Below are 22,094 nucleotides of genomic sequence, written 5' to 3'. Positions count from 1 at the left end.
CGACTACCCCGTGCACCTCGAGGTGGTGGCCGTCGGAGCGTCCGTCCCCGCCTCCGGCGCCCCCTCGCCGGCGGTCTCGCGGTGGTCCTCGCCGCCGCGGCGCTCACGCTGGTCGGCGCACCCCCCGCCTCCGCCAATCGGTTCTACGACGCGTGCACGACGGACGGCAGGTTCACTGTGCCTGCGAACGTCCACACCGCCGACGTCACCGCCCGGGGCAACCGAGGAGCCGACGGTCAGGACTTCGACAGCGTGGGGAACACCGGGGGCACCGGCGGCGCCGGCGCGGCTTTCACGCTCTACGACGTGAAGGTGACGCCCGGTCAGACGATCTACTGGGGAAGCCTCCGGAGCGGGGGCTTCGAGGGGGGTGGGGACGCCAAGTGGGTGTCCTTCAGCGAACCCGACGAGAACTGCGACCCCGTCGGCGGCGATGTCATCGCCGTCGCCGCGGGCGGAGGAAGCGGATCGAACGCGACCATCCTGTACGACGGCTCCGACGGCGGTGCCGCCGGCCGGCCGGGCGAAGCGGGCCACGGCACCGGCGGCTTCCCCGGGGGCGGCGGCGGCGGCGCGACGATCGACACCCCGGGGACCGGCGGCAGCGGTGGCGACACCGCCTACCTCGGCGGCTTCCTCGATGCCGTCCCGACGTTCGGCTCGGAGGCGAGCGGCGGGACCGGGCACATGTTCTGGGACGGCCTGGGCGCCGACCCTCACGGCTTCGGCGGAGCAGGCGCGCGGGCCTCGGGCGACGTCTACGCCAGCGGCGGACAGGGCGGCGCCGGATCGGCGGGCGGCGGCGGAGGCGGAGCGGGCGGCGGCGAGTTCATCTACACCAACCTGGGAGCAGCCGGCGGCGGAGGCGGAGGCGGAGGGAGCTGGCCGATCGCCGATCCCGGACTCAGCCCCTACAAGGTCGGCGACGCACTGGTCGCCTGGCTCCCCGACGCCACCATGACGGTGAGCGCGTCGACGACCGCGATCGACGTCCCCACGACCCTCACCGCCACTCTCTCGAAGAACTCGTACCGGGACGTCGACACCGGCTACACGAGGAAGCCGGACCAGATCGGCGGAGGATCGATCTCGTTCACCGAGTTCACCGGCCAGACGCAGCGACCGCTCGGCACCGTCACGCTGACCGGTGCGGAGACGTCCGAGACCGTGAGCATCGAGGTCCCGGAGGGATTCGCGCGCGGGAGCCACGAGATCCGCGCGCTCTACACCGGATTCAACGGGTACAACCGGGATCCCGTCGTCTACGCACGGACACCGATCACGCGCTCGACCTTCACCCTCACCGCGCAGACCGGGCAGACGATCGCGTTCCCGGAGCTGACCGGCCTCGACACCGACGGTCGGGACCTCGTCCTGCAGGCCACCGCGTCCTCGGGTCTGCCGGTGACCTACGTCAGCACCACTCCTGACGTGTGCACGGTGACCGCGGGACGCGCGGTCGGCCGGGTCGGCGGGCTCTGCTCCATCACCGCCTCCCAGGCCGGGGGCACGGGCTGGACCGCGGCTCCGGACGTCGTCCGCACCAGGACTCTCTCGCCCAGGTCCCAGTCGGTCGCGTTCGCTCTGGCGGGCTACGCGTACTCGACCGGCTCCTACTCGGTGACCGCGACGTCCACCTCGGGTCTCCCGGTGGACTTCACGACCACGACGCCGGAGGTCTGCCGGCTCGACGGCACTCCGTTCCTCTTCGAGGGACTGAGCCGGTCCGTGTTCGCGGGCGTCGCCGCGGGGACCTGCGTCGTCCGCGCCGGCCAGCCCGGCGACCAGCGCTACGCGGCGGCCCCGGCGGTCGAGACGAGCTTCACGGTGGTCGCGAAGCCGGTGGAGGAGGTGGTGCGGAAGGCGCAGAGCATCGACTTCCTCCTCCCCACGAGCGCTCTCACGACGGATGAGGACGCCGACCTCCGCGCCAGTGCCGGCAGCGGTCTGCCGGTCACGGTCACGAGCACGACCCCGGAGGTCTGCTCGATCATCGGCGGCACCTCCGTGCGCACCCTCCGCCCGGGCACCTGCACCATCCGCTTCGACCAGGAGGGCTCGGAGCTCTACCTCCCCGCGCCGCAGCGCACCGGATCGTTCACCGTCGACCGCCTCCCGCAGAGCATCGTCTACGACTACCCGCACGGCATCGACACCGCGCGCTCCGCCACCTACTCCCCCGTCGCGACAGCCACGTCGGGGCTTCCCACGACCTACGGCGCGACCGGCGGCTGCACCATCGCCGACGGCGTGGTGACCTTCACCGAGGTCGGCGAGGAGTGCGTCGTCACCGCCGACCAGCTCGGGAACGCGGACTACGCGCCCGCTCTGCAGCGGTCGTCCACCTTCACGGTGCGGAAGGGACCCCAGACGATCACCCTCGCCCCGACCCCTCCCACGACCGGAGCCGTCGGCGACACCGTCACCCTCACGATGACCGCGAGCTCGGGCCTGCCCGCCTTCGCCGTCGCGTACGACGCCTGCCGCACGACCCGGGTCGATCCGGGCTCCGTCGACATCCTCCTCACCGCTGTCGGCACCTGCTCGTACTACGCGTTCCAGCAGGGCGACTCCACCTATCAGCAGGCACCGAACGTCGCCGGCACCGTTCAGGTGACCCTCCCGGCCCAGACGATCGCCTTCACCTCCACTCCCCCCTCCCCCGCCGTCCCGGGCGGCACCTACACGCCCGCCGCGACGGGCGGCGCGTCCGAGCAGCCGGTCGTGCTCGCCGCCTCGGGCGCCTGCACCCTGACGGACGGCGTCGTCACCTTCGGAGGCGCCGGCACCTGCACCGTCACGGCCGATCAGGCCGGGGACTCCGGTCATCTCGCCGCTCCGCAGGTCTCGCAGACCATCGCGGTGGGCCTGGCCGCCGGGTCCGTCTCGTTCGGCGGCGAGGCTCCGGGCGACGCGGTCGTCGGCGGATCGTCCACGCCGGTGATCGTCCGAGGCCCCTCCTCCGCGGATCCCCGCCTCACCGCCTCGGGGGCCTGCTCGGTCTCCGGGGGCTCGGTCTCCTACGACCACGCCGGCACCTGCACCCTGACCCTCGAGCAGGCCGGCGACGCTGCGCACGCCGCTGCTCGCGCCGACCGCGCCTTCACGATCGGCAGGGCTGCGCAGACGGTCGCCTTCACCTCCACCGCTCCCGCGGCGGTCGTCGGAGGAACGTGGACTCCGACCGTCACCGGCGGCGCGTCGAGCGCCCCGATCGTCCTCGGGACCGCCTCCGCGGCCTGCACCGTCGCGAACGGCACCGTGACCTTCGCCGCTCCGGGAGACTGCGTGCTCACCCTGGATCAGGCCGGCGACGCCGACCGGAACGCCGCCCCGCAGGCGACCCGCACCCTCGTGGTGACCGCCGCGTCGATCCAGAAGAAGCCGCAGACCGTCGCCTTCACCGCGAACACGTCGGCGACCCCGACCACCGGAGTCGCCTACTCCCTCGCCGCGAAGGCCTCCTCCGGTCTCCCGGTGGCCTACACCGCCACCGGCCCGTGCACCGTCACCTCGGCGGGCACCGTCACCCTCACCGGGACCAGCGCCTGCACCGTCACCGCCGCTCAGGCCGGTGACGGCACCTGGGCCGCCGCGACCGCCACCCGCATCGTCAAGGTCGTCCCGGGCAGCCGCGCCGACCTCAAGGTCGCCCTCACCCCCACCGCCACGAGGATCACCGGGAGGACCCTCACCGCGACCGCCACCGTCACCAACGTCGGCACCCGCGACACCGGATCCACCGTCATCCAGATGATCGTCCCCACCAGCGTGACCGACACCGGAGGCGCCACCCGCACCCCCGGCAAGATCGCCGGGACCACGGTCCTCACCTGGAAGATCCCCACCCTCGCAGCCGGACAGAGCACCACCCGGACCATCGTCCTCACCCCCAGGACCGGCACCTCCACCATCACCGCCAAGAGCTCCACCGCGATCGGCGACCCCACCCCCGGCGACAACACCCTCACCAGGAGCTACAAGAAATAGGCACGGCCGGGGGCGGCAGCGGAGGCGGTCCGGCGCGGTCCGGCCTGCCGCCGTCCGTCGTCCCGCGACACCGACCGGGCGGGATCCGACAGGCCTGAGCCCCCGACGGCCCGGATGCGCCCCGCCGCGCCGGTCCGGAGGCGTCCGCACGGCCCGGCGCCGGTGACACGCGGCGCGGTTCTGCCAGGATCGACACCAGCACGCTCATCGTCTCGATCCGGTCCGCCGGGTCCCTCCTCGACAAGGACGGCACTGTGGGAATTCGCGAGTACGGACGTCTTCTCCGCCGGGGCTGGCTCGTCATCTCGATCTTCGTCGCCCTCGGCCTCGCGGCCGCCTCCGTGGCGACCATGGCGTCGGAGTCGGAGTACCGGGCGCAGACGACCGTGTTCGTCTCCGTCGCGACCGCCGACAACCAGTCCAGCGCCGAGGTCGGCGCGTCCTTCACCAGCGCCGAGGCCCGGGTGGCCTCCTACGTCGCGCTGGTCGACTCGAGCTCGGTGCTGCAGCCCGTCATCGACGACCTCGGACTCGACATGACCGTCGGCGACCTGGCGGGCGAGGTCACTCCGGCCGCGCTCCCCGGCACGGTCATCATGAGCATCGACGTGGTCGACGCCGACGCCCAGCAGGCCGCGCGGATCGCCGACGCGGTCGCCGAGAGCCTGCGCAGCTACGTCGCGCAGATCGAGCGCCCCGTCACGGGCGGCGCGAGCCGGGTCGACGTGAAGGTGCTCGAGGCCGCCTCCGTGCCGGGCTCGCCGCTCAGCCCCGACCTGCTCGTCTACCTGGTGCTCGGCGGAGCGACCGGCCTCATCCTCGGCGTCGGTGTCGTCGTGCTGCGCTCGCTCGGCGACTCCCGCATCCGCTCGGCGAAGGACGTCGCCGCTGGCACCACCCTGCCGGTGCTCGAGTCGATCCCCTTCGACACGGCCGTCCGCCGCTCCCCCCTCGTCGTGGACGGCCGCAGCGCCGTCGCCGAGTCGTTCCGGATGCTGCGCACGACGCTCCTCTTCGGCTCCGGCACCCACGAGCGCACCCTGCTCGTCACCTCCGCTCGCGAGGGCGACGGCAAGAGCACGGTGGCCGCGAACCTCGCCGTCTCGATCGCCCAGATCGGCCGCACCGTGGTGCTGATCGACGCCGATCTGCGCGACCCGGCGCTGTCGACCGTCTTCCGCCTCCCCACGGGCGGACCGACCCTCGCCGAGCTGCTCCGCACCGGCACCCTGCCCGCCGACGGGTCGCTGCCCGTCAGCGCGCAGGGCGTCACGGTGCTCACGGCCGGCGGCAGCCAGGCGAACCCGAGCGACCTGATCGGCACCCCCGCGATGGAGCGCGTGATCGCGCACCTCTCGCGCCGCTACGACCACGTGATCGTCGACTCCCCCGCGATCCTCTCGGCCACCGACGCGGTGCTGCTGGGCAAGATGGTCGCCACGACCGTCCTCGTCGCGGGCGCCGGCGTCTCGTCCTCGGCCGACCTCGTCGCCGCGGCCGACCGGCTACGGGACGTCGGGGGCGACGTCCTCGGGACCGTTGTCGCGCAGGCTCCCCGCAGCACGGTCGTCGCCGCCGCGGCGACGGCGTCCGCCTGAGACCCGCGAGCGCTGCAGCCGGTGCCGACGCCCCTCCCCGCGGGGAGTGACGACGTGCGCCCCGGTGCCGGCGCGCGGCCCGTCGAGGTGGGCGGCGTTGCGCGAGGGTGAGGGCTCGCGGACCCGGGCGGTGCCCGCGCGCACCGCCTGCTCGGCCCGCCCCGCCACGACGCCCATGCCGCAGACGATCCAGAGCGTGTACGCCACCGGACCCTCCTGGAGCGTCGGCAGCACCGTGTAGCTGACCAGCGTGCCCGCGACCACGGCCGTGGGCAGGAAGCCGTCGAGCGTCGGCGCGCGCAGCCCGCGGAGGAACAGGTACACCAGCAGCGCCGCGAACAGCAGCATCACGATGATCCCCGACTCGATCGCGAGCACGAGGAAGAAGCTCTCGACGAGGACGCTGTCGGTCGAGTACAGCTGCGCGCGCGGGCCGACCTTGCCGAGGCCGAAGCCGAACGGGTGCGCGACGAGCAGCGGGATGTTCTCGAGCAGGCTGTCGCTGTGGCCGATCAGCGACGGGTCGGCGACGTGCGAGATCACCTTGTCGATGTAGAGGTAGAGCGTGACTCCGCCGACGGCCGCGGCCGTGGTCACGGTGAGCATCGCCCACACCAGCATCGGCTTCGCGCGGAACAGCGCCCAGGCCACCAGGGTCACCGCGAGCATCGCCAGGCCGATGTAGCCGCTCCGGGACTGCGTCAGGTAGACGGCCACCAGCGGCAGGAGCGTCAGAGCGCCCTTCAGCCACAGCGGCCAGCGGGGGCGGGTCCACAGCACGGCGAGCGCGATCGTGACGGCGACGGCGCTCTCGTTCGGGGCGCTGTAGGGGCTGAAGCCGCGGGGCACGATGCTGCCGGCGACGAAGAGGGAGGAGGGGAACGGCGTCCCGGGAGCCAGCGGGAACACCCCGAGGGTGAACAGCCAGTCGAGCCCCTGGTTCCAGGTGAGGATGGTCGTGATCGAGGAGAGCTGCAGCGCGACGACGAACGCGGTCGCGAGGATCCCGAGGTGGCGCTTCTCGATCACCGCGGGCACCACGATGAGCGCGAGGAACGGCAGGAAGTCGTTGCGCCAGCCGTAGGCGGCCTGGATCGGGTTCTCGGTCCACACGGCCGAGACGGCGCCGAGGCCGACGATCATCAGCACGAGCACGACGATCGGCACCGGCACCCGCTTGATCCGCCCGCTGACCAGCACGAGCAGGAAGAGTCCGAGGATGGTGGCGTCCTTGATCGCGCCGAACGCGGTCGCCGAGGCGCCCGGCAGGAACGCGGAGGCGACTCCGTTCGCGGGGAGGGCGAAGACCAGCAGCAGGACGCCCAGCCACGGCAGGCCGAGCCCGTCGCGGCCGAGGAGGGCGCGGAGCGTGCGGCGGGTGCGCACCGCTCCGCGGGCGACCGTGCGGGAGCCGGCCCGGGGCAGCGGCGCCGCGGTGCGGGTCATGCCGCGCCGCCCCGCATCGTGAGGCGCCGGACGACCAGCGGGACGTCGGAGGGCCGCGGGACGATGGTCCGCGCCGGGGGCCGGATCGCGAGCACCATCACCACCAGCGCCATCAGGATCCCGCTCGCGTTGGCGATGGCGGCGGCGATCGCGCCGTTCGCCGGGCCGAAGGCGAACAGGAGCACGAGGCAGGTGATCAGCCCGGCGCCCTGCGCGACGGTGAGGCTGATGCCGCGGTTGCGCGCCGAGAGCACCTCGCCCGCGCTGACGGTGACGACCACGAAGACGGAGCCGAGGATCGCGAAGAAGACCGCGGGCATCGCCTCCGCGAACTCGTCGCCGAAGAGGAACGGCACGCCCCAGGGGGTGACGACGGCGAGGAACACGGCCGAGGCCAGGCCGACCGCGAAGGCCGAGCGCAGCGCGTCGCCGGTCGCGGTGACGCGGGCGCCGCCCTCCGTCCGGCTGATGTCCGAGAAGACCGGAGCGGCGACCGCGTGCGCGAGGAACACGGGCAGCGTGCCGATCGTCACGGCGACCGAGTAGAGGCCGGCCTGGTGCGAGCCGATCAGCGGCAGCATGATCACCTGGTCGAGGCGCTGGTACGCGGCGTCCGAGGCCTGCGCGCCGTAGAAGGTGACGGAGCCGCGGACGAGCGGCCGCCAGGGCGCCGGAGCGGCTCCGCGGGGTCGGTCGAGCAGCGAGCCGATCAGCGCGGTCATCACGGAGCCGGCGAAGTTCGACCAGATCACGCCCGAGACGGTGATCGAGTCGAGGAGGAACAGCACCACGATCCCGCCGACGTAGACCAGCGGCTGCGTGGCCTGGAGCAGCGCGACCGCTCCGAAGCGGCGCTGCGCCCCGACGACGCCGATGTCGATCATCCAGCAGACCATGAGCGGGGTCCCGGTGATCGCGACGAACACCGCGATCGTGGCCGCCTCGTCGAGCGCCGAGAGGAGGGTGGAGGTGAGCAGCCAGGCGATCAGCGCCGCCGGGATCGCGGTCAGCAGCGCGAGCCGCCTGGCCGTGCGCACAGCGCCGAGGTCGCCCGCCGCGGCGAGCACGCGCCGACGGATCTCGAGGGGCATGCCGAGCGCGAGCACGATCGGGATCAGGTACATCGAGGCGAGGGCCGCGGCCGTCTCGCCGCGTCCGCTCGGGCCGAGGGCCTGCGCGATCAGCGGGGCGCTGACCAGCCCGAGCGCCGCCACCGAGAGGCGGCTCGCGAGCATGGTGATCGGGGAGTTCAGGAGGCGCAGCAGCCCGCTCACGAGGCCTCCGCGGCCCGGGCGCCGACGGCGGCGAGCAGCCGCTCCTCGAAGCCGTCGAGAGCGAAGGTGCCGGTCTCGTCGTGGACGGTCAGGTGCATGCTGTCGCGCAGCGGCGCGACCTCGACCCAGACGCCGAGCGGGAAGCGCAGGTGGGCGGGCATCCCGCCGACCATGGTGTCCGGCTCGATCCGCGGCAGCAGCTCCTCCGGGACGGGCACCTCGGTGGAGGGGAGGGAGACGTGGATCTCCCACGGCACGCGGGGCGTCCCGCGCGGCGTGCGCAGGGGTGCCAGCGGGTGCTGCACGAGGGTCTTGATGCTCAGCAGCGCGCTCGCGAGCAGCCAGGTCGCGGGGAGGCCCGACCTGGTGGCCGCGGACAGCCGCTCGAGGAGTGAGGTCGCGGACCAGTCGTCGGCGCGGAGGCGGCCGAGCGGGAGGGACGGCGAGAGGTTGCCGCTGACGTCGGTGCCCTTCGCGACCCAGCGGCGGCCGTCGACGGGGACGACGACGCGGAAGTCGAGGCCGTCGGCGGCGCAGTCCTGCAGGCAGCGGAGCACGAGGCTCGCGGTCTTGAGCGACACCGGTGGGCGGGCGGGGCGCCGGCCGTCGCGCGCCTTCTCCGGGGTCGCGGCGATCGCCCGCAGAGTCTCGGGGCCGAGCACCGCGGTCACCAGGCGCGCGCGGCGGTCCGACTCCTCCTTCGAGAGGGTCGCGTCGAGCTGGTAGCCGGTGCCGGTCGCGGCGGTCAGGGTGCGGAAGGTGTCGCGGGCCCTCCTGGCGCCGGCGAGACCGGTGAGCTCGAAGCGCTCCACGATCTCGCGCAGCGGAGCGGCGGCGAGCGGCTTCGGAGCGGTGCCGTCGGCCCCCGGGGCGCCCAGCTTCTCGATCACGAGCGCGACGACCGCGGTCGCTCCGGTGCCGTCGAAGAGGCTGTGCGGGAGGGTGAAGCCGACCGTCGCGCCGTCGAACAGGATCCGGACCGGCAGCTCGCCCGGCGCGAACTGCGGGGCCAGCAGGCGGTGCGCCAGGTCCTCGCGCTCGAGCGGGCCGGCGACGATCCGCACGGCGCGCTCGGCGGCGTCCAGGGCGGCCGCCGCGTCGATGCGGCGCCACCCGCGGAGCCGGGTGCGGCGCCGCAGGAGCACGGCGCCCCGGGGCGAGAGGAGGAGGTCGCGCAGCGCGGTGCGCACACGCTCCGCGGTCACGCCCGTCAGCGGGCCGACGTGGTAGCTGATGAGGAGGTCGTCGTAGCCGAGGTCGCGCGGGGCCCTCACGCCCGGCTCCTGCTCGCTCCCGCGGAGGCCCGCTCGGCGATGACGCTGAGCAGCGAGCGCTCGTAGCCGGCGTTCACCTCGGCCCAGGAGTAGGAGTGCACGGCGCGCAGATGCCCGCGGTACGAGAGCCGCTCCTGCTCGATCGGGTCGTTCAGCACGGCGAGCACGCCCTCGGCGATCGCGTCCGGGGTCGGAGCGACGAAGCGCCCCGCCTCCTGGAGCACCTCGCGGTTGAAGACGGTGTCGCGGGCGACGACCGGAGCCCCGCAGGCCATCGCCTGCACGAGAGCCGGGTTGGTGCCGCCGACGCTGTGCCCGTGGAAGTAGGCCCCGGCGTGCTGCCAGAGAGAGTGGAGACGGGTGTCGTCGCTGACGTGCCCGAACCAGTGCACCCGCGCGTTCTGCTGCGCGAGGGCGCTGACCGCCTGGTCGATCGGACCGCCGTAGCCGGAGGAGCCGACGACGACCACGTCGTGGGTCCGCGCGATCCGCTCGGCCGCCTCGATGAACTCGGGCACCGTGTTCTCGGGGACGAAGCGCGCCACGATCAGCGCGTAGCCGCGGTGGGTGAGCCCCGGCTCGACCGGGTGCTCCGGCGGGACGTCGCCGCCGTAGGGGATGACGTCGCCGTCGCGGCCGAACTCCCGCTTCCAGCGCGTCTCGATCGCCGCGGCGTCGTAGACCATGCGGTCGCCGTGGCGGGCGGTCCAGACCGCGCCCTGGTGGAAGACGAACTTCGCGAAGCGGCCCCACTTGGCGCGGTCCCACTCGATGCCGTCGACGTTGACGACGGTGGGGATGCCGCGCCGCTTGAGGATCGGCAGCCAGAAGCCGTTGGCGCAGTTGAGCACCAGGGCGACGTCGGGCTTGCGCTTCGCCGCGTCGAGAGCGGCCGTGAGCCCGTAGGAGAGGGTGCTGAGCGACTTGCTCTCGACTCCCCGTGTCTGCCGGGTGATCACCCGCTCGTCGCGGTCCGGGTCCTGCAGGGCCGTGGTGCCCGGCCTTCCGTAGACCGTGACCTCCCATCCCTGCTCCGCCAGGAACGGCGCGAGACGTCGGACGGCTGTCTCGAATCCCCCGTAGTAACTGGGATAGCCCCGCGTGCCGATAATGGCGACCGACCTGCCCATGTCCCGGTTCTCCCTTTGTTGTGCGTCGCCTCGTCGCAGGCGATCGCCGGACGAAATCTGCTGTCGCAATACCAGGCGTATGCGACGGTGCACAGCATTCGTTCGACGGCCTAACTCGCACCCCCGAAGGCGGGTATTGGCGCTCATACTAGCGGCGAACGGACCGCCGTCCGCCACCGCTGGAGGGACAGGATCGCGACACCCATCAGGAAGAAGATCGAGAGGATCAGGACGGTCATCCCGACGATGATCCGCTCCCCGCCGGAGAGCTCCGGGTCGAGGAACTCGTACACGTAGCGCGACGTGAGAGCGCCCCGGGCGAAGGTGTAGGCGAACCACAGGACGGGGAACACCATCACCGCCCAGACCAGCCGGAGGTCGACCGGGCGGGCGCCCGGGACGGCGAGCAGCTCGACCAGCGCGAGCGCCGGCACGAGCACGTGCAGGACCACCGTGCTCGGGTTCAGCTGAGCCGGATCGCCGAGCACGGCGGGCCCGTAGATCACCAGGAACAGGCCCGACATGCTCAGCAGCGTGGCGGTGTTGAGGGTGCGCATCGCCGTGATCGCCCGCGACTCCCCGTGCGCCGCAGCACTCCTCCTGCCCCCGGATCGCGCGGATCGCCAGGCGCTCCGGCCCGCGATCGCGAAGGCGACCACCGAGAGGATGTTGGTCAGCGCCGTGACCGAGCTCAGGAAGTCGGCGGTCGCGTCCGAGCCCACCTGCGTCTGGGCGACGACGACCGCGTTGAGCACCACGACAGCCCCCAGCGCGGTGACGGCCCAGCGGACGAGTGCAGTGCGGCGTCGAGCTCTCATGGGGCCCTCTCCTCGGTGCGGCGACCCTCGGGCCGGTACTCGTGGGCGTCCGGGGCAGGAGTCCGTTCGCTACAGTCGGGACATCCATGAGAACCCATTCCCAGACAGGGGTCGAATGCCCGGCACAGGTTCGCACCGAGGATCCCTACGGGTCCTGCTCGATGGTAATTGGTGGATTCGCGGCCCGATCTCCAACCGTGAGGTCATGCGAGAGATCACCTTCTCCTGGGCGCGACTCTTTCCTGAGGATTCCCTTGTCATTGCCGTCCCCCTGACGGGGGTGGAGACGGCGAGACGTGAGTTAGCGGGACTCGCCCGAGTAGTGCCGACAAGACTCCGGCCGCAGGGGATCAGTGCTGTTCTCGAACTCGCTCTGCTCTCTCTCCGGCTCCGCCCGGACATCACCCTGGCGCACAACTTCACCCCCCTGACGGGGCGGTCCGCGGTGTTCATCCAGGACTTCCTCTTCCTCACGAATCCGGAGTGGTTCACGCGGAAGGAGCGCGCCTACTTCTCGCTCATGCCGCTCAGCGTCCGCCGCGCCGACGTGGTGATCGCGAGCAGCGTCGCGGAGTCGCGCCGCATCGTCCGCACGTCCGCCGCGACGAGCGCCGTGCCCGTCGGCCTCGGCCTCAACCGGGCGTTCGCCGCCGCGGAGCCCGTGGCGCCCGCCGGCGTCGACGGCCTCGACGGCTTCCTCCTCGCCGTCGGCCGCCTCAACGCGCGCAAGAATCTCGCGACCACGATCGAGGCCGCTCTCGCCTCGGGAGTGCTCTCCCCCTCCTTCCCGCTCCTCGTCGTCGGCGAGGCCTCGGGCGTCCGCACCGAGTTCCCTCCGGCCGTGCGCGCCGCGCTCGACGACGGCTCGGTGCGCCTGCTCGGACGGATCGAGACGGAGGAGCTCCGCTGGCTCTACGAGAACGCCGCGCTGTTCCTCTTCCTCACCCTCGACGAGGGCTTCGGCCTGCCGACCCTCGAGGCCCTGGCCTGCCGCACGCCGATCCTCGCCAGCGACATCCCCGTGTTCCGCGAGATCCTCGGCGAGCACGCCCGCCTGGTCGATCCGCGCGACGTGCCGGCGATCGCGGCGTCGATCCGCGAGCTCGTCGCCGACCCGCCCGAACCGCTCGATCCGGCTCCGGTGCTCGAGTACTACAGCTGGGACGCCGTGGTCGCCCGGCTGCGCGCCGCGATGGTGGCAGTGCTGCCGTGAGCGGGCCGTCCGTGTCGATCGTGATCGTCACCTACAACAGCATCGGCGTCATCCGCTCCTGCCTCGATGCGCTCGCCGGCCGTGACGAGAGCGTCGAGATCCTGGTGGTCGACAACCTCTCGCGCGACGAGACGGTCGCCGTGCTGCGCGCCGAGTACCCGGACGTCCATGTCGTCGAGAACTCCGAGAACGCCGGATTCTCGCGGGCCGTCAACCTCGGCGCCGCCCACGCCACCGGCCGCCACCTGCTGCTGCTGAACCCCGACGCGCAGATCTCGGCGGAGGTCGTCGGCTCGCTCGCGTCACTCCTCGACAGCGATCCGACGATCGGCGCCGTCTCCCCCCTCCTCGAGAACGAGGGCGAGGACGTCGTGATCGTCGCCGCCGGCCACGCCCCCACGGTCCGCCGGATGCTCCTGCACCAGACCGGCCTCTCGCGCCTCGGCCGGCGCTTCCCCTCCTTCGAGGGCCACTACCTGTTCGCCGCCGACCTGCACGGCCGCCCGCGCGACGTCGACTGGGTGAGCGGCGGCTGCCTGATGATCCCGCTGGCCGTCTGGGACCGCGTCGGCGGACTCACCGACCGCTGGTTCATGTACGCCGAGGACGTCGAGATCTGCCTCCGCCTGCGCGCCGAGGGCCTGCGCGTGGTCCTCGATCCGCGCCTGCACGCCCTGCACGCGATGGGCGGCTCCTCGAGCGGCGTCGACGGCCGCGTCGGCACCGCCTGGATCGTCAACCTCTTCGACCTCTACGGCTGGCGGATGGCGCGCTCGGACCTGCAGCAGCAGGTCTGGCGGGCGGTCGTGCTCGCGGGGATGGCGTCGCGGATGCTCGTGTACCGGCTGTCCGGCCTGCGCCCCGGACGCGCGGCGGCGGCGGCCGGCCAGCTGCGGCGGTACGGGATCTACATGCGGGCGCTGCGGGCGGCCCCGCTGACGCGCGACCGCGATCCGCTCGCCTGACGGCCCCGCTTCGTGCGGCGCTCCCCGCGCACGGTCCGCGGCCCGCGATCGAGGCGTCACGAACGGTCGCTTCCGGCCGTGCGTGACGACCGTTCGTGACGCATCGATGCCCGCCCTCGCGGCGGGAGACCGGGCGTGGTGCCGGACGCGTTCGTCGGACGTGCGATCCGGCAGCGGGCGCAGGAGAGGGGCGGCGGCCCGGGGTCCAGCCCCGAGCCTCCGCCCCTCTCCTCGCCGCTCGTCGCCGCTACTTGCCGGTGCCGCGGTACGCCACCCGGAAGGTCTCCCGGGTCCCGTCCGGTGCGGTCGCCGTCACGCGGAACGAGCCCGACGGCACCCGGGAGAGGTGCGTGTCGACCGAGACGGTCTTCGTGCGGCCCGCCGCCAGCGAGGCGACCTTCAGCTCACCGAAGGCCGTCGGGATGCTGAGACGGACCGGCGTGCTCCCCTCGTTCGTCGCGGTGGCGGTCAGCACGACCGAGCCGCCGCGCTTCACGCCGGTGATCGTCACGTCGACGTCGACCCGGGTCGCCGGGGCGACGACGGTGACGGCGGGGAGGAGCCGACTGACGCCTCCTGAGACCGCGGTGATCGAGACGGCACCCGTGCCGGGGCCCGCCGTGGCGGCGGGGAGCGGAGCGGAGCCGTCGGCGCCGGTCGTCGCGGCGGCGATCGTGCCTCCGTCGGCGAAGCGGGCCGGACCCTCGATCGTGTACGCGACGTCCGCGCCCGCCACCGGCTCGCCGGCCGCGTTCGCTGCGGTGACTCCGAGGCCGGTGATCGCCGCTCCGGTCTCGACGGTCTGCGCCGCGCCCGCAGGGGTCAGGGAGGCAACCGCCGCGGGGTCGGTGAACATCGACGGAGTGAGCGGTGTGACCGTCAGGCTCTCGAGGCGCGCCGACCCTCCGGAGGAGAGGAGCGAGACTCCCGTGCTGCTCGGGTCGGGGAAGACCTGGTCGGTGATCGTCGCGCGACCGCCCTGCGCGAACGTCTCGACGGAGGCGTGATCGACGTAGAGCTCGAGGTGCAGCTCACCGTCGTCGAGCGCCACCGGGGCGGTCTCTACCGACGGGAAGTCGGCGTCGAAGCCGACGTCGCCCGAGCGGGTGCGGTCGACGCTCAGCTGACCGGACGCGACGTCGTAGGTGATCGGCGTGCGCTGGGAGCCGTCGGCGGAGTTGCGGACCGAGAGGCCGAAGGAGTCCGCGTCCCCGGCGCTGAAGACGGCGTCGAGCTTGTAGACGCTGCCCTCGACGGCGGCCGGGAGCGCGGTCTCACCGTCGGCGATGTCCGTGGCGCCCAGCGTGAACGCCTCGTCGCCGCGCTCGAGGGCCGCGGTCTGATCGACGACCTTCTGCACGAGCTTCGGGGCGCCGTCGACGGTCTCGAGGGAGAGCTCGCGCGGGAGGGCCATCGCTCCCCGCCAGGTCCCGGTCGGGATGGCCTCGCCGTACTGCCAGTTGTTCATCCACGCGATCATGATCCGCTTGTCGTCGGGCGCGTTGTCGAAGGTGACCCCTGCGTAGTAGTCGCGGCCCCAGTCGAGCCAGTCGTAGTCGACGAGGCGGCTCTGCGCGGGCTCGTCGGACAGCATGAACTGGTCGGCGAGGATGTGGCCCCAGCCGGCGCGGTTGTTGTCGACGACCTGCAGGTGCGCCGTGCGGCCGGCGAGGTCCGCGACGTCCCAGCTCTTCCAGTCCAGCGTCTCGCTGTCGCTGCCGGTCGCGGTGCGGACGATCTCCCCGTCGACGACGAGGTTCACGCTCGTCTCGTTGGAGCGGACCTGCGCCGGGGTGTCGGCGAGCACGATGTGGTCGACCGTCAGGTGACCCCAGCCGCCGGTCGCGTCGTCCACGACGACGATCCGCGCCGCCTTCCCCTGGTAGGCCGAGACGTCCCAGCTCTTCCAGTTCAGGGCGCCGTCGTTCGTGCCGGCGGTGGTCTGAACGACCTCGCCGTCGACGACGAGCTGCACCTCGAGGGTCTGGGCGTCTCCCTCGGGGCGGAAGCCTCCGCCGACGAGCATGCTCAGGTGGCTCTTGTCGATCGTGAACTCCGGCGAGGTCAGGGTGCCGAGGTTGTCGTCGCCCTTCGGTCCGCCGTCGAAGGTGTTGATCCGCTTCTGGCCGAGGAAGAACTCGCCGCCGCTGGTCGAGGGGTTGGTGCCGCCGGCGAGGTCGCCGGTCACGGTCCAGCCGTTATCCGCGAGGCCCTGCTGGTCCGGGAACTCGAAGCCCTCGAAGAGCAGCTCGCTCCCGGCGGGCGGGTCGTTGGCGAGCTGCGTGCCGTCGACGTGCGGGTGGTTGCCGCCGCCGACGAGGAAGTTCAGGTGGTCCTGGTCCACGGTGAAGTCGGGCGACTCCATCGAGCCGATCGGCCAGTCGCCGTCGTTGAACCCGTTGATCAGTCCCGTCCCCGAGAAGCCGGTGACGGTCTGCTGGCCGTCGATCGGCCCGGTGGCGGGGGCGGAGGCGAAGGGCCCGTTCTTCCAGTTGCCGGCCTCGTTGTCCACGGTCCAGCCGTTGTAGGTGCCGTCGTCGAAGCCGGCGAGGGTCGTGCCCTCGGGGAGGGTGTCGGAGCCGACGGTCGACTCGGAGGTGAAGGTGGTGCCGTCGAAGTCGCCGACGAAGTACTGGCCGCCGGAGCCGCCGCCCACCGCCCCCGGGTTGAGGTTGACGACCATGACCCACTTGATGTTCGAGGGGTCGCCGTCGACCGCCAGCGGGAACAGGTCCGGGCACTCCCAGACGCCGCCGGTCGCGTTGGCCGGGCCGAACTCGCTGAGCTCGGTCCAGTTCCGCAGGTCCGTCGACTTGTGGAGGAGGACCTTGTGGTCGTCGGCCTCCACGGTGACGACCACCCAGTAGGAGGATTCCGGAGTGCCGCCGTCGTACCAGAACACGTGCGGGTCGCGGAAGTCGTTCTGGTCCCGGTCGATGACCGGGTTGCCCTCGTACTTCGTCCACGTCTGCCCGGCGTCGGTGCTGTACGCGAGCGCCTGCGCCTGCTTCCCGGTCTTGTACGCGGCCGTGTACATCGCCACCAGGGGCGGGTTCTCGGCGGTGCCGAATCCGGAGGTGTTGTCCTTGTCGACGACGATCGAGCCGGAGAAGATGTCCGACTCCGCGTCGCCCGGGATGGCGAGCGGCTGCTCGGTCCAGTGCGTGAGGTCGGTGCTGGTGGCGTGGCCCCAGCTCATGTTGCCCCAGCGCGTCCCCTGCGGGTTGTACTGGTAGTAGAGGTGGTAGACCCCCTCGTAGTACACGAGCCCGTTCGGGTCGTTCATCCAGTTCTTCGTCGGCGAGTAGTGGATCGCCGGACGGTAGGTCTCCGCTGCCGCGTCGAGCGGAGCGGCGGAGACGGCGGGGACGGAGAGCCCGCCGCCGACGAGGCAGAGCGCGGCGGCGACGGCCACCAGGCCGCTGCGCCGTGGGAGCGAGCGATGAGGAGAAAGCACGGAAGAACGCCCTTCGTTGCGCGTGTCACGAGTGACAACGTTGTCAATTGCTGGGCAATCTACGGACTGTCCTCCGGACAATTCAAGAGCGGTCTGCGAAAAGGATCAGATCCCGCTCCACCTCCTCTCAGTCGGGGCAGGGCACCTCGCCGGAGCCGCGGGCGATCAGCTCGGTGGGGATCACGAACGTCCGCGCCGGCTCGTCCTCGCCGTCGAGCCGGAGGAACACCCGCTCGGCGGCCGTCCGCCCCATGACCGCGGGGTTCTGCGCGATCACCGAGACGGCGGGCTCGAGGAGCTCCGCCAGGGGGATGTCGTCGAAGCCGATCAAGGCGACTCTTCCGTGCGCGCCACGACGGCGGAGCGCGGCGAGCACGCCGATCGTGATCAGGTTCTGCCCGCCGACGATGGCGGTCGGCGGCACCTCGAGGTCGAGCAGAGCGGTCGCCATCTCCTCCGCCGCGTGCTCGTCGTGGGCGCCGTGGCGCACGAACGCGGGCGGCACCGGCAGGCCGAGCCGGCTCATCTCCTCGAGGAAGCCGCGCTCCCGCTCCTGAGCGGTGAAGATCTCGGGCCGGTCGCCCAGGAACGCGATGCGGCGATGCCCGAAGGAGGCGAGGTGCCCCACTGCGCGGGCGATACCGGCGGCGTTGTCGGTGATCACCGCGTCCGCCGTGATCCCCGAGGGGACGCGGTCGACGAACACCGCAGGCGTGCCGCGGTCGACCTCGACGCCCAGGTAGGCCTGGCTGGGCGCGACCGTGGTCAGGATGAGCCCGTCGACGCGCCGCGAGACGAAGGCGTTCACCGAGGAGCGCTCACGGGCCGGGTCGTCGTCGAGGCTCGAAGCGAAGACCGCGACCCCGCGCTCGTTCGCGAGGTCCTCGACGGCACGGTGGAGAGCACCCGAGAAGGGGTTCGCCACGCTGCCCACCAGCAGTCCGAGCGTGTTGGTGCGCCCGTTGGAGCGGCGGAGGTTCCCGGCGTGCAGATCCGGCTGGTACTGCAGCTGCGAGGCGGCGGCCTGCACCCGCTCGATCGTGGCGGCCGACACGTTCGGCTCGCCGTTGATGACCCGGGAGACCGTCTTGATGCCCACTCCGGCCAGAGCGGCGACGTGCTTCATGGTCGGACGGCGGCCTGCACCGGCGCCGCTTCGATCTGACAACGATGTCACGGTCGGGTCTCGCTTTCTGGAGGATCGCTTGACCTTAGCGTCACCGAACCGATAGACCTACCTCTGACATCGTTGTCGGGAGGCTGCTCCCGCCTTATGAACAGGACTTTCAATGACGAACCGTTCCCCTCGCCTCACCCGGTACATCGGCCTCGGCTCCGTCGCGATCCTCGCGGCCCTGGGCATGACCGCCTGCTCCAGCTCCGGCCCCGGCTCGTCCGACGCCGGCTCCACCGCTGGCAGCGGAGACGGCGTCGGCGTCACCCTCATCGTCAAGACGACGACGAACCCCTTCTTCGTCGCGATGGAGGACGGCGCCAAGGAGGCGGCCACCTCCGCCGGCGTGAACCTCACGCTCGCCGCGGGCAAGGAGGACGGCGACGAGGACACCCAGATCCAGGCCATCGAGAACGCGATCTCGAAGGGCGACAAGGGCATCCTGATCACCCCGAACGGCCCCTCCGTCGTCGACGCCATCCAGAAGGCGCGCGACGCCGGTCTCTTCGTCATCGCCCTCGACACGGCGCCCGACCCCGCCGACGCCGTCGACATCACCTTCGCCACTGACAACTTCAAGGCCGGCGAGGCCATCGGCGAGTGGACCGCCGCGCAGCTCGACGGGAAGAAGGCGACCATCGCGATGCTCGACCTCTTCGACGACAAGGTCGTCTCGGTCGACTACAACCGCGACCAGGGCTTCCTCACCGGCATGGGGATCGACGTCGCCGACGACCAGACCAACGGCGACGAGGCGAAGACCGGCAGTTACAGCGGCGGCGACTACGAGATCGTCGGCAACGAGGCCACCCAGGGCGCCGAGGACGGCGGCCGCACCGCCATGGAGACGCTCCTGTCCAAGAACCCCGACGTGAACGTCGTCTACACGATCAACGAGCCCGCCGCCTACGGCGCGTACCAGGCCCTCCAGGCCGCGGGCAAGGAGAAGGACGTCCTGCTCGTCTCGATCGACGGCGGCTGCGCCGGCGTGAAGAACGTCAAGGAGGGTCTCATCGGCGCCACAGCGCAGCAGTACCCGGTGAAGATGGCCCAGCTCGGCGTCGAGGCGATCGCCCAGCTCGCCGAGGACGGCACCAAGCCCAGCACCAGCGAGGGCCTCGACTTCTTCGACACCGGCTCGCAGCTGGTGACCGACACCCCCGTCGACGGCCTCGACAGCATCACCTCCGACGACGCCGCCGGGATCTGCTGGGGCGAGTAGCCCACCACGGGCGGGGCGCTCCGGCGCCCCGCCCTCCTCCTCCCGCTCCCAGCGACTCCAGAAAGGCCATCGTGGCTCAGAAGACCACCGACCCGAATCCGCCGACCTCCGCACTCGACCTCGCGAGCGAGTTCCTCGACCGCCGCACGCCGCTGGACCGCGTCCGCGGAGTCCTGCACCGCTATCCGGCCGTCAGCCCGGCGGTCGTCCTCGTCCTGGCCGTCATCGTCTTCGGGCTCCTGAACGACCGCTTCCTCGACCCGTCGAACCTCTCGCTCATCACGCAGCAGGTCGCGGTGGTCGGCACCCTCGCCGTCGCGCAGACGCTGATCATCCTCACCGCCGGCATCGACCTCTCGGTCGGCGCGGTCATGGTCCTCACCTCGATGGTCATCGCGCAGACCGCGACCGAGAACGGCCTCCCGGCGGTCGTCGCCCTGCTCCTGGGCCTGGTCGTCGGCCTCGCGGCGGGCGCCTTCAACGGCCTGCTCGTGACGAAGCTCCGGCTCCCCCCGTTCATCGTCACGCTCGGCACGCTCAACATCTTCGTCGCGCTCACGCTCCTCTACTCGAGCGGCTCGACGGTCCGCGGCACCGACATGCCGGCTCTGCTGCCCTCCACCGGCGGCACCTTCGACATCCTCGGCGTCCGCATCAGCTACGGCGTCCTGCTGATGCTCCTCGTCTACATCGTGATCGCGTTCATCCTCGGCAAGACCGCCTGGGGCCGCCACGTCTACGCGGTGGGCGACGACAAGGAGGCCGCCCGCCTGGCCGGCATCAGCGTGAACCGCGTCCTGATGAGCGTCTACCTCGCCGCCGGCGCGATCCTCGCCATCGGCGCGTGGATCCAGATCGGCCGCACCAACGCGGCGAGCCCGAACGCCGGAGCCGACCTCAACCTCGACTCGATCACCGCGGTCGTCATCGGCGGCACCAGCCTCTTCGGCGGGCGCGGCACGGTCTGGGGCACGCTCCTCGGCGCCCTCATCGTCGGCGTCTTCCGCAACGGGCTCTCGCTCGCCGGACTCGACGTCCTCTACCAGACGCTCGCTGTCGGCGTCCTCATCATCGTCGCCGTCTCGGTCGACCAGTGGATCCGGAAGGTTCGCAAGTGACCCTCATCGACGCCGCGGGCACCGCTCCCGCCGCCGCCCGCACCCCCGTCCTGCAGGCCAAGCGCCTCGTCAAGACCTTCGGCCGCGTGGTCGGGCTCGACGGCGTGAGCCTCGAGCTCTACCCCGGCGAGGTCCTCGCCATCATCGGCGACAACGGCGCCGGGAAGTCGACGCTGATCAAGTGCCTCACCGGCGCCGAGATCCCCGACGAGGGCGAGATCCTCCTCGACGGGCAGCCGGTGACCTTCAAGCGCCCGCAGGACGCCCGCGGCGCCGGCATCGAGACGGTCTACCAGAACCTCGCCGTCTCCCCGGCGCTCGACGTCGCATCGAACCTCTACCTCGGCCGCGAGAAGCGCAAGAAGGGGATCCTCGGCTCCGTCTTCCGGATGCTCGACACCGCCGGAATGCGCAAGGAGGCGCGCGCCGAGCTGACCGAGCTGGGCATCTCGACCCTCCAGGACGTCACGGTCCCGGTCGAGAACCTCTCCGGGGGACAGCGCCAGGCCGTGGCAGTCGCCCGCGCCGCCGCGTTCGGCTCGAAGGTCGTCGTCCTCGACGAGCCGACCGCCGCCCTCGGCGTCCGCGAGTCGAACCAGGTGCTGCAGCTCGTGCGCAATCTGCGCGACCGCGGCATCCCGGTCATCCTGATCAGCCACAACATGCCGCACGTCTTCGACGTGGCCGACCGGATCCACATCCAGCGCCTCGGCAAGAAGGCCGCGACGATCACCCCGCAGTCGCACTCGATGACCGATGCGGTCGCGATCATGACCGGGGCGGCGACGGCATGAGCGCTCGCATCCTCTACGCCGAGTTCACCGCGAAGCCCGGTCACGAGGAGACGGTCGCCGGCATGATCGCCGACCTCGCCGTCCTGGTCCGCCGGGAGCCGGGCAATGTCGAGTTCACGCCCTACCGGCGAGAGGACGATCCGGCCCGGTTCTTCGTCTACGAGGTCTACCGCGACGAGGACGCCTTCCAGGCGCACATCTCGGCCGACTACGGAGCCGAGTTCAACAGGGAGCTCGGCCCGCTGATCGTCGAGCCGCACTCGCAGCTCACCTGGCTCGTCGCGGTCTGATCCGTCGCAGAAGCGCACCGTCTCTCCGGGGGCGGTGCGCTTCCGCGTCCCTCGACTTCTTCCACGCCGACGGGAGCGCCCTCGAGTTCCCCGGCAGCGACCGGATGGTCCGCGTCTCCCGCGAGGATCTGGCGGCCGTGCCGCACGCCGTGGGCGTGGCGGTCGGGGCCGAGAAGACCGCGAGCATCATCGGCGCCGTCCGCGGCTCGCTGATCAACACGCTCGTGACGGACGCAGCCACGGCGGCGGCCATCCTCGCCGCCCTCTGAGCGCCGGCCGTCGCTCCCCACTGTCCAGAAGTCGTCGCACTCGACGCCGAATGCGACAACTC

General features: G+C 72.0%; 16 protein-coding genes. 9 read left to right on the top strand and 7 right to left on the bottom strand.

What is annotated here, in order from left to right; translation table 11 throughout:
* The first annotated feature begins 177 nt into the window (after positions 1-177).
* Together C5B92_RS17780 and C5B92_RS05805 are read left to right on the top strand one after the other, a co-directional pair.
* Positions 178-3,990 (top strand): DUF11 domain-containing protein, encoded by a 3,813-nt coding sequence (locus C5B92_RS17780; RefSeq protein WP_181028747.1) that lies wholly within the window; start codon positions 178-180, stop codon positions 3,988-3,990.
* A 254-nt stretch (positions 3,991-4,244) separates the two neighbouring features.
* Complete coding sequence (locus C5B92_RS05805; RefSeq protein ID WP_104350147.1) at positions 4,245-5,588, top strand: polysaccharide biosynthesis tyrosine autokinase; 1,344 nt, start codon at positions 4,245-4,247, stop codon at positions 5,586-5,588.
* Here the strand turns inward: C5B92_RS05805 and C5B92_RS05800 are convergent.
* From C5B92_RS05800 to C5B92_RS17230, 5 genes are all read right to left on the bottom strand, one after another.
* Complete coding sequence (locus tag C5B92_RS05800) at positions 5,496-7,034, bottom strand: O-antigen ligase (RefSeq protein ID WP_104350146.1); 1,539 nt, start codon at positions 7,032-7,034, stop codon at positions 5,496-5,498. The two genes, C5B92_RS05805 and C5B92_RS05800, sit on opposite strands and share 93 nt — an antisense overlap.
* Positions 7,031-8,308, bottom strand: a complete 1,278-nt coding sequence (locus C5B92_RS05795; RefSeq protein WP_104256436.1) for a lipopolysaccharide biosynthesis protein — start codon at positions 8,306-8,308, stop codon at positions 7,031-7,033. The genes C5B92_RS05800 and C5B92_RS05795 overlap by 4 nt, the downstream gene beginning before the upstream one ends.
* Positions 8,305-9,582 carry a hypothetical protein gene (locus C5B92_RS05790; protein ID WP_104350145.1) on the bottom strand — a complete coding sequence of 426 codons (1,278 nt, stop codon included), beginning with the start codon at positions 9,580-9,582 and terminating at the stop codon, positions 8,305-8,307. Before C5B92_RS05790 ends, C5B92_RS05795 begins: the two co-directional genes overlap by 4 nt.
* Entirely contained in the window at positions 9,579-10,712 is a 1,134-nt protein-coding gene (locus C5B92_RS05785) for a glycosyltransferase (RefSeq protein WP_104350144.1), read from the bottom strand. The genes C5B92_RS05790 and C5B92_RS05785 overlap by 4 nt, the downstream gene beginning before the upstream one ends.
* 143 nt (positions 10,713-10,855) lie before the next feature.
* Positions 10,856-11,530 (bottom strand): Pr6Pr family membrane protein, encoded by a 675-nt coding sequence (locus C5B92_RS17230; RefSeq protein WP_181028746.1) that lies wholly within the window; start codon positions 11,528-11,530, stop codon positions 10,856-10,858.
* 322 nt (positions 11,531-11,852) lie between these two features.
* Between C5B92_RS17230 and C5B92_RS17225 the strand changes: the two genes are divergently transcribed.
* Complete coding sequence (locus tag C5B92_RS17225; RefSeq protein WP_181028745.1) at positions 11,853-12,743, top strand: glycosyltransferase family 1 protein; 891 nt, start codon at positions 11,853-11,855, stop codon at positions 12,741-12,743.
* On the top strand, positions 12,740-13,708 hold the full coding sequence (locus C5B92_RS05770; RefSeq protein ID WP_181028744.1) for a glycosyltransferase family 2 protein: 969 nt from the start codon (positions 12,740-12,742) through the stop codon (positions 13,706-13,708). The genes C5B92_RS17225 and C5B92_RS05770 overlap by 4 nt, the downstream gene beginning before the upstream one ends.
* 247 nt (positions 13,709-13,955) lie before the next feature.
* Here the strand turns inward: C5B92_RS05770 and C5B92_RS05765 are convergent, their stop codons facing one another.
* Positions 13,956-17,165 carry a GH32 C-terminal domain-containing protein gene (locus C5B92_RS05765; protein ID WP_374952919.1) on the bottom strand — a complete coding sequence of 1,070 codons (3,210 nt, stop codon included), beginning with the start codon at positions 17,163-17,165 and terminating at the stop codon, positions 13,956-13,958.
* A 127-nt stretch (positions 17,166-17,292) separates the two neighbouring features.
* Positions 17,293-18,291, bottom strand: coding sequence for a LacI family DNA-binding transcriptional regulator (locus tag C5B92_RS05760; RefSeq protein WP_104350142.1), 999 nt, complete (start codon positions 18,289-18,291; stop codon positions 17,293-17,295).
* Between the two features lie 163 nt (positions 18,292-18,454).
* Here C5B92_RS05760 and C5B92_RS05755 point away from each other — a divergent pair, with 163 nt between their 5' ends.
* From C5B92_RS05755 to C5B92_RS05735, 5 genes are all read left to right on the top strand, one after another.
* Positions 18,455-19,561: a substrate-binding domain-containing protein gene (locus tag C5B92_RS05755; RefSeq protein ID WP_104238959.1), complete on the top strand. Its 1,107-nt coding sequence runs from the start codon at positions 18,455-18,457 to the stop codon at positions 19,559-19,561.
* Positions 19,562-19,632: 71 nt separating this feature from the next.
* Positions 19,633-20,679 (top strand): ABC transporter permease, encoded by a 1,047-nt coding sequence (locus C5B92_RS05750; protein WP_104238958.1) that lies wholly within the window; start codon positions 19,633-19,635, stop codon positions 20,677-20,679.
* The gene (locus tag C5B92_RS05745; protein ID WP_104238957.1) at positions 20,676-21,473 is read left to right on the top strand and encodes an ATP-binding cassette domain-containing protein; all 798 of its coding nucleotides are present in this window, start codon (positions 20,676-20,678) and stop codon (positions 21,471-21,473) included. Before C5B92_RS05750 ends, C5B92_RS05745 begins: the two co-directional genes overlap by 4 nt.
* Entirely contained in the window at positions 21,470-21,763 is a 294-nt protein-coding gene (locus tag C5B92_RS05740; protein ID WP_104250283.1) for a putative quinol monooxygenase, read from the top strand. Before C5B92_RS05745 ends, C5B92_RS05740 begins: the two co-directional genes overlap by 4 nt.
* Complete coding sequence (locus C5B92_RS05735) at positions 21,745-22,032, top strand: sugar-binding domain-containing protein (RefSeq protein ID WP_104350141.1); 288 nt, start codon at positions 21,745-21,747, stop codon at positions 22,030-22,032. Before C5B92_RS05740 ends, C5B92_RS05735 begins: the two co-directional genes overlap by 19 nt.
* The last annotated feature ends 62 nt before the right edge of the window (positions 22,033-22,094 follow it).

This window comes from Rathayibacter sp. AY1A4 (assembly GCF_002930955.1).
Classification (GTDB): domain Bacteria; phylum Actinomycetota; class Actinomycetes; order Actinomycetales; family Microbacteriaceae; genus Rathayibacter.
The sequence above is the reverse complement of the archived record's forward strand: the minus strand, read 5'-3'. Positions and strand labels throughout refer to the sequence as shown.

Excerpts from the sequence above, each read along its gene's own strand:
- C5B92_RS05785 (WP_104350144.1), bottom strand. The coding sequence starts at position 10,712 with ATGGGCAGGTCGGTCGCCATTATCGGCACGCGGGGCTATCCCAGTTAC.
- C5B92_RS05760 (WP_104350142.1), bottom strand. The coding sequence starts at position 18,291 with ATGAAGCACGTCGCCGCTCTGGCCGGAGTGGGCATCAAGACGGTCTCC.
- C5B92_RS05800 (WP_104350146.1), bottom strand. The coding sequence starts at position 7,034 with ATGACCCGCACCGCGGCGCCGCTGCCCCGGGCCGGCTCCCGCACGGTC.
- C5B92_RS05755 (WP_104238959.1), top strand. The coding sequence starts at position 18,455 with ATGACGAACCGTTCCCCTCGCCTCACCCGGTACATCGGCCTCGGCTCC.
- C5B92_RS17230 (WP_181028746.1), bottom strand. The coding sequence starts at position 11,530 with ATGAGAGCTCGACGCCGCACTGCACTCGTCCGCTGGGCCGTCACCGCG.
- C5B92_RS05740 (WP_104250283.1), top strand. The coding sequence starts at position 21,470 with ATGAGCGCTCGCATCCTCTACGCCGAGTTCACCGCGAAGCCCGGTCAC.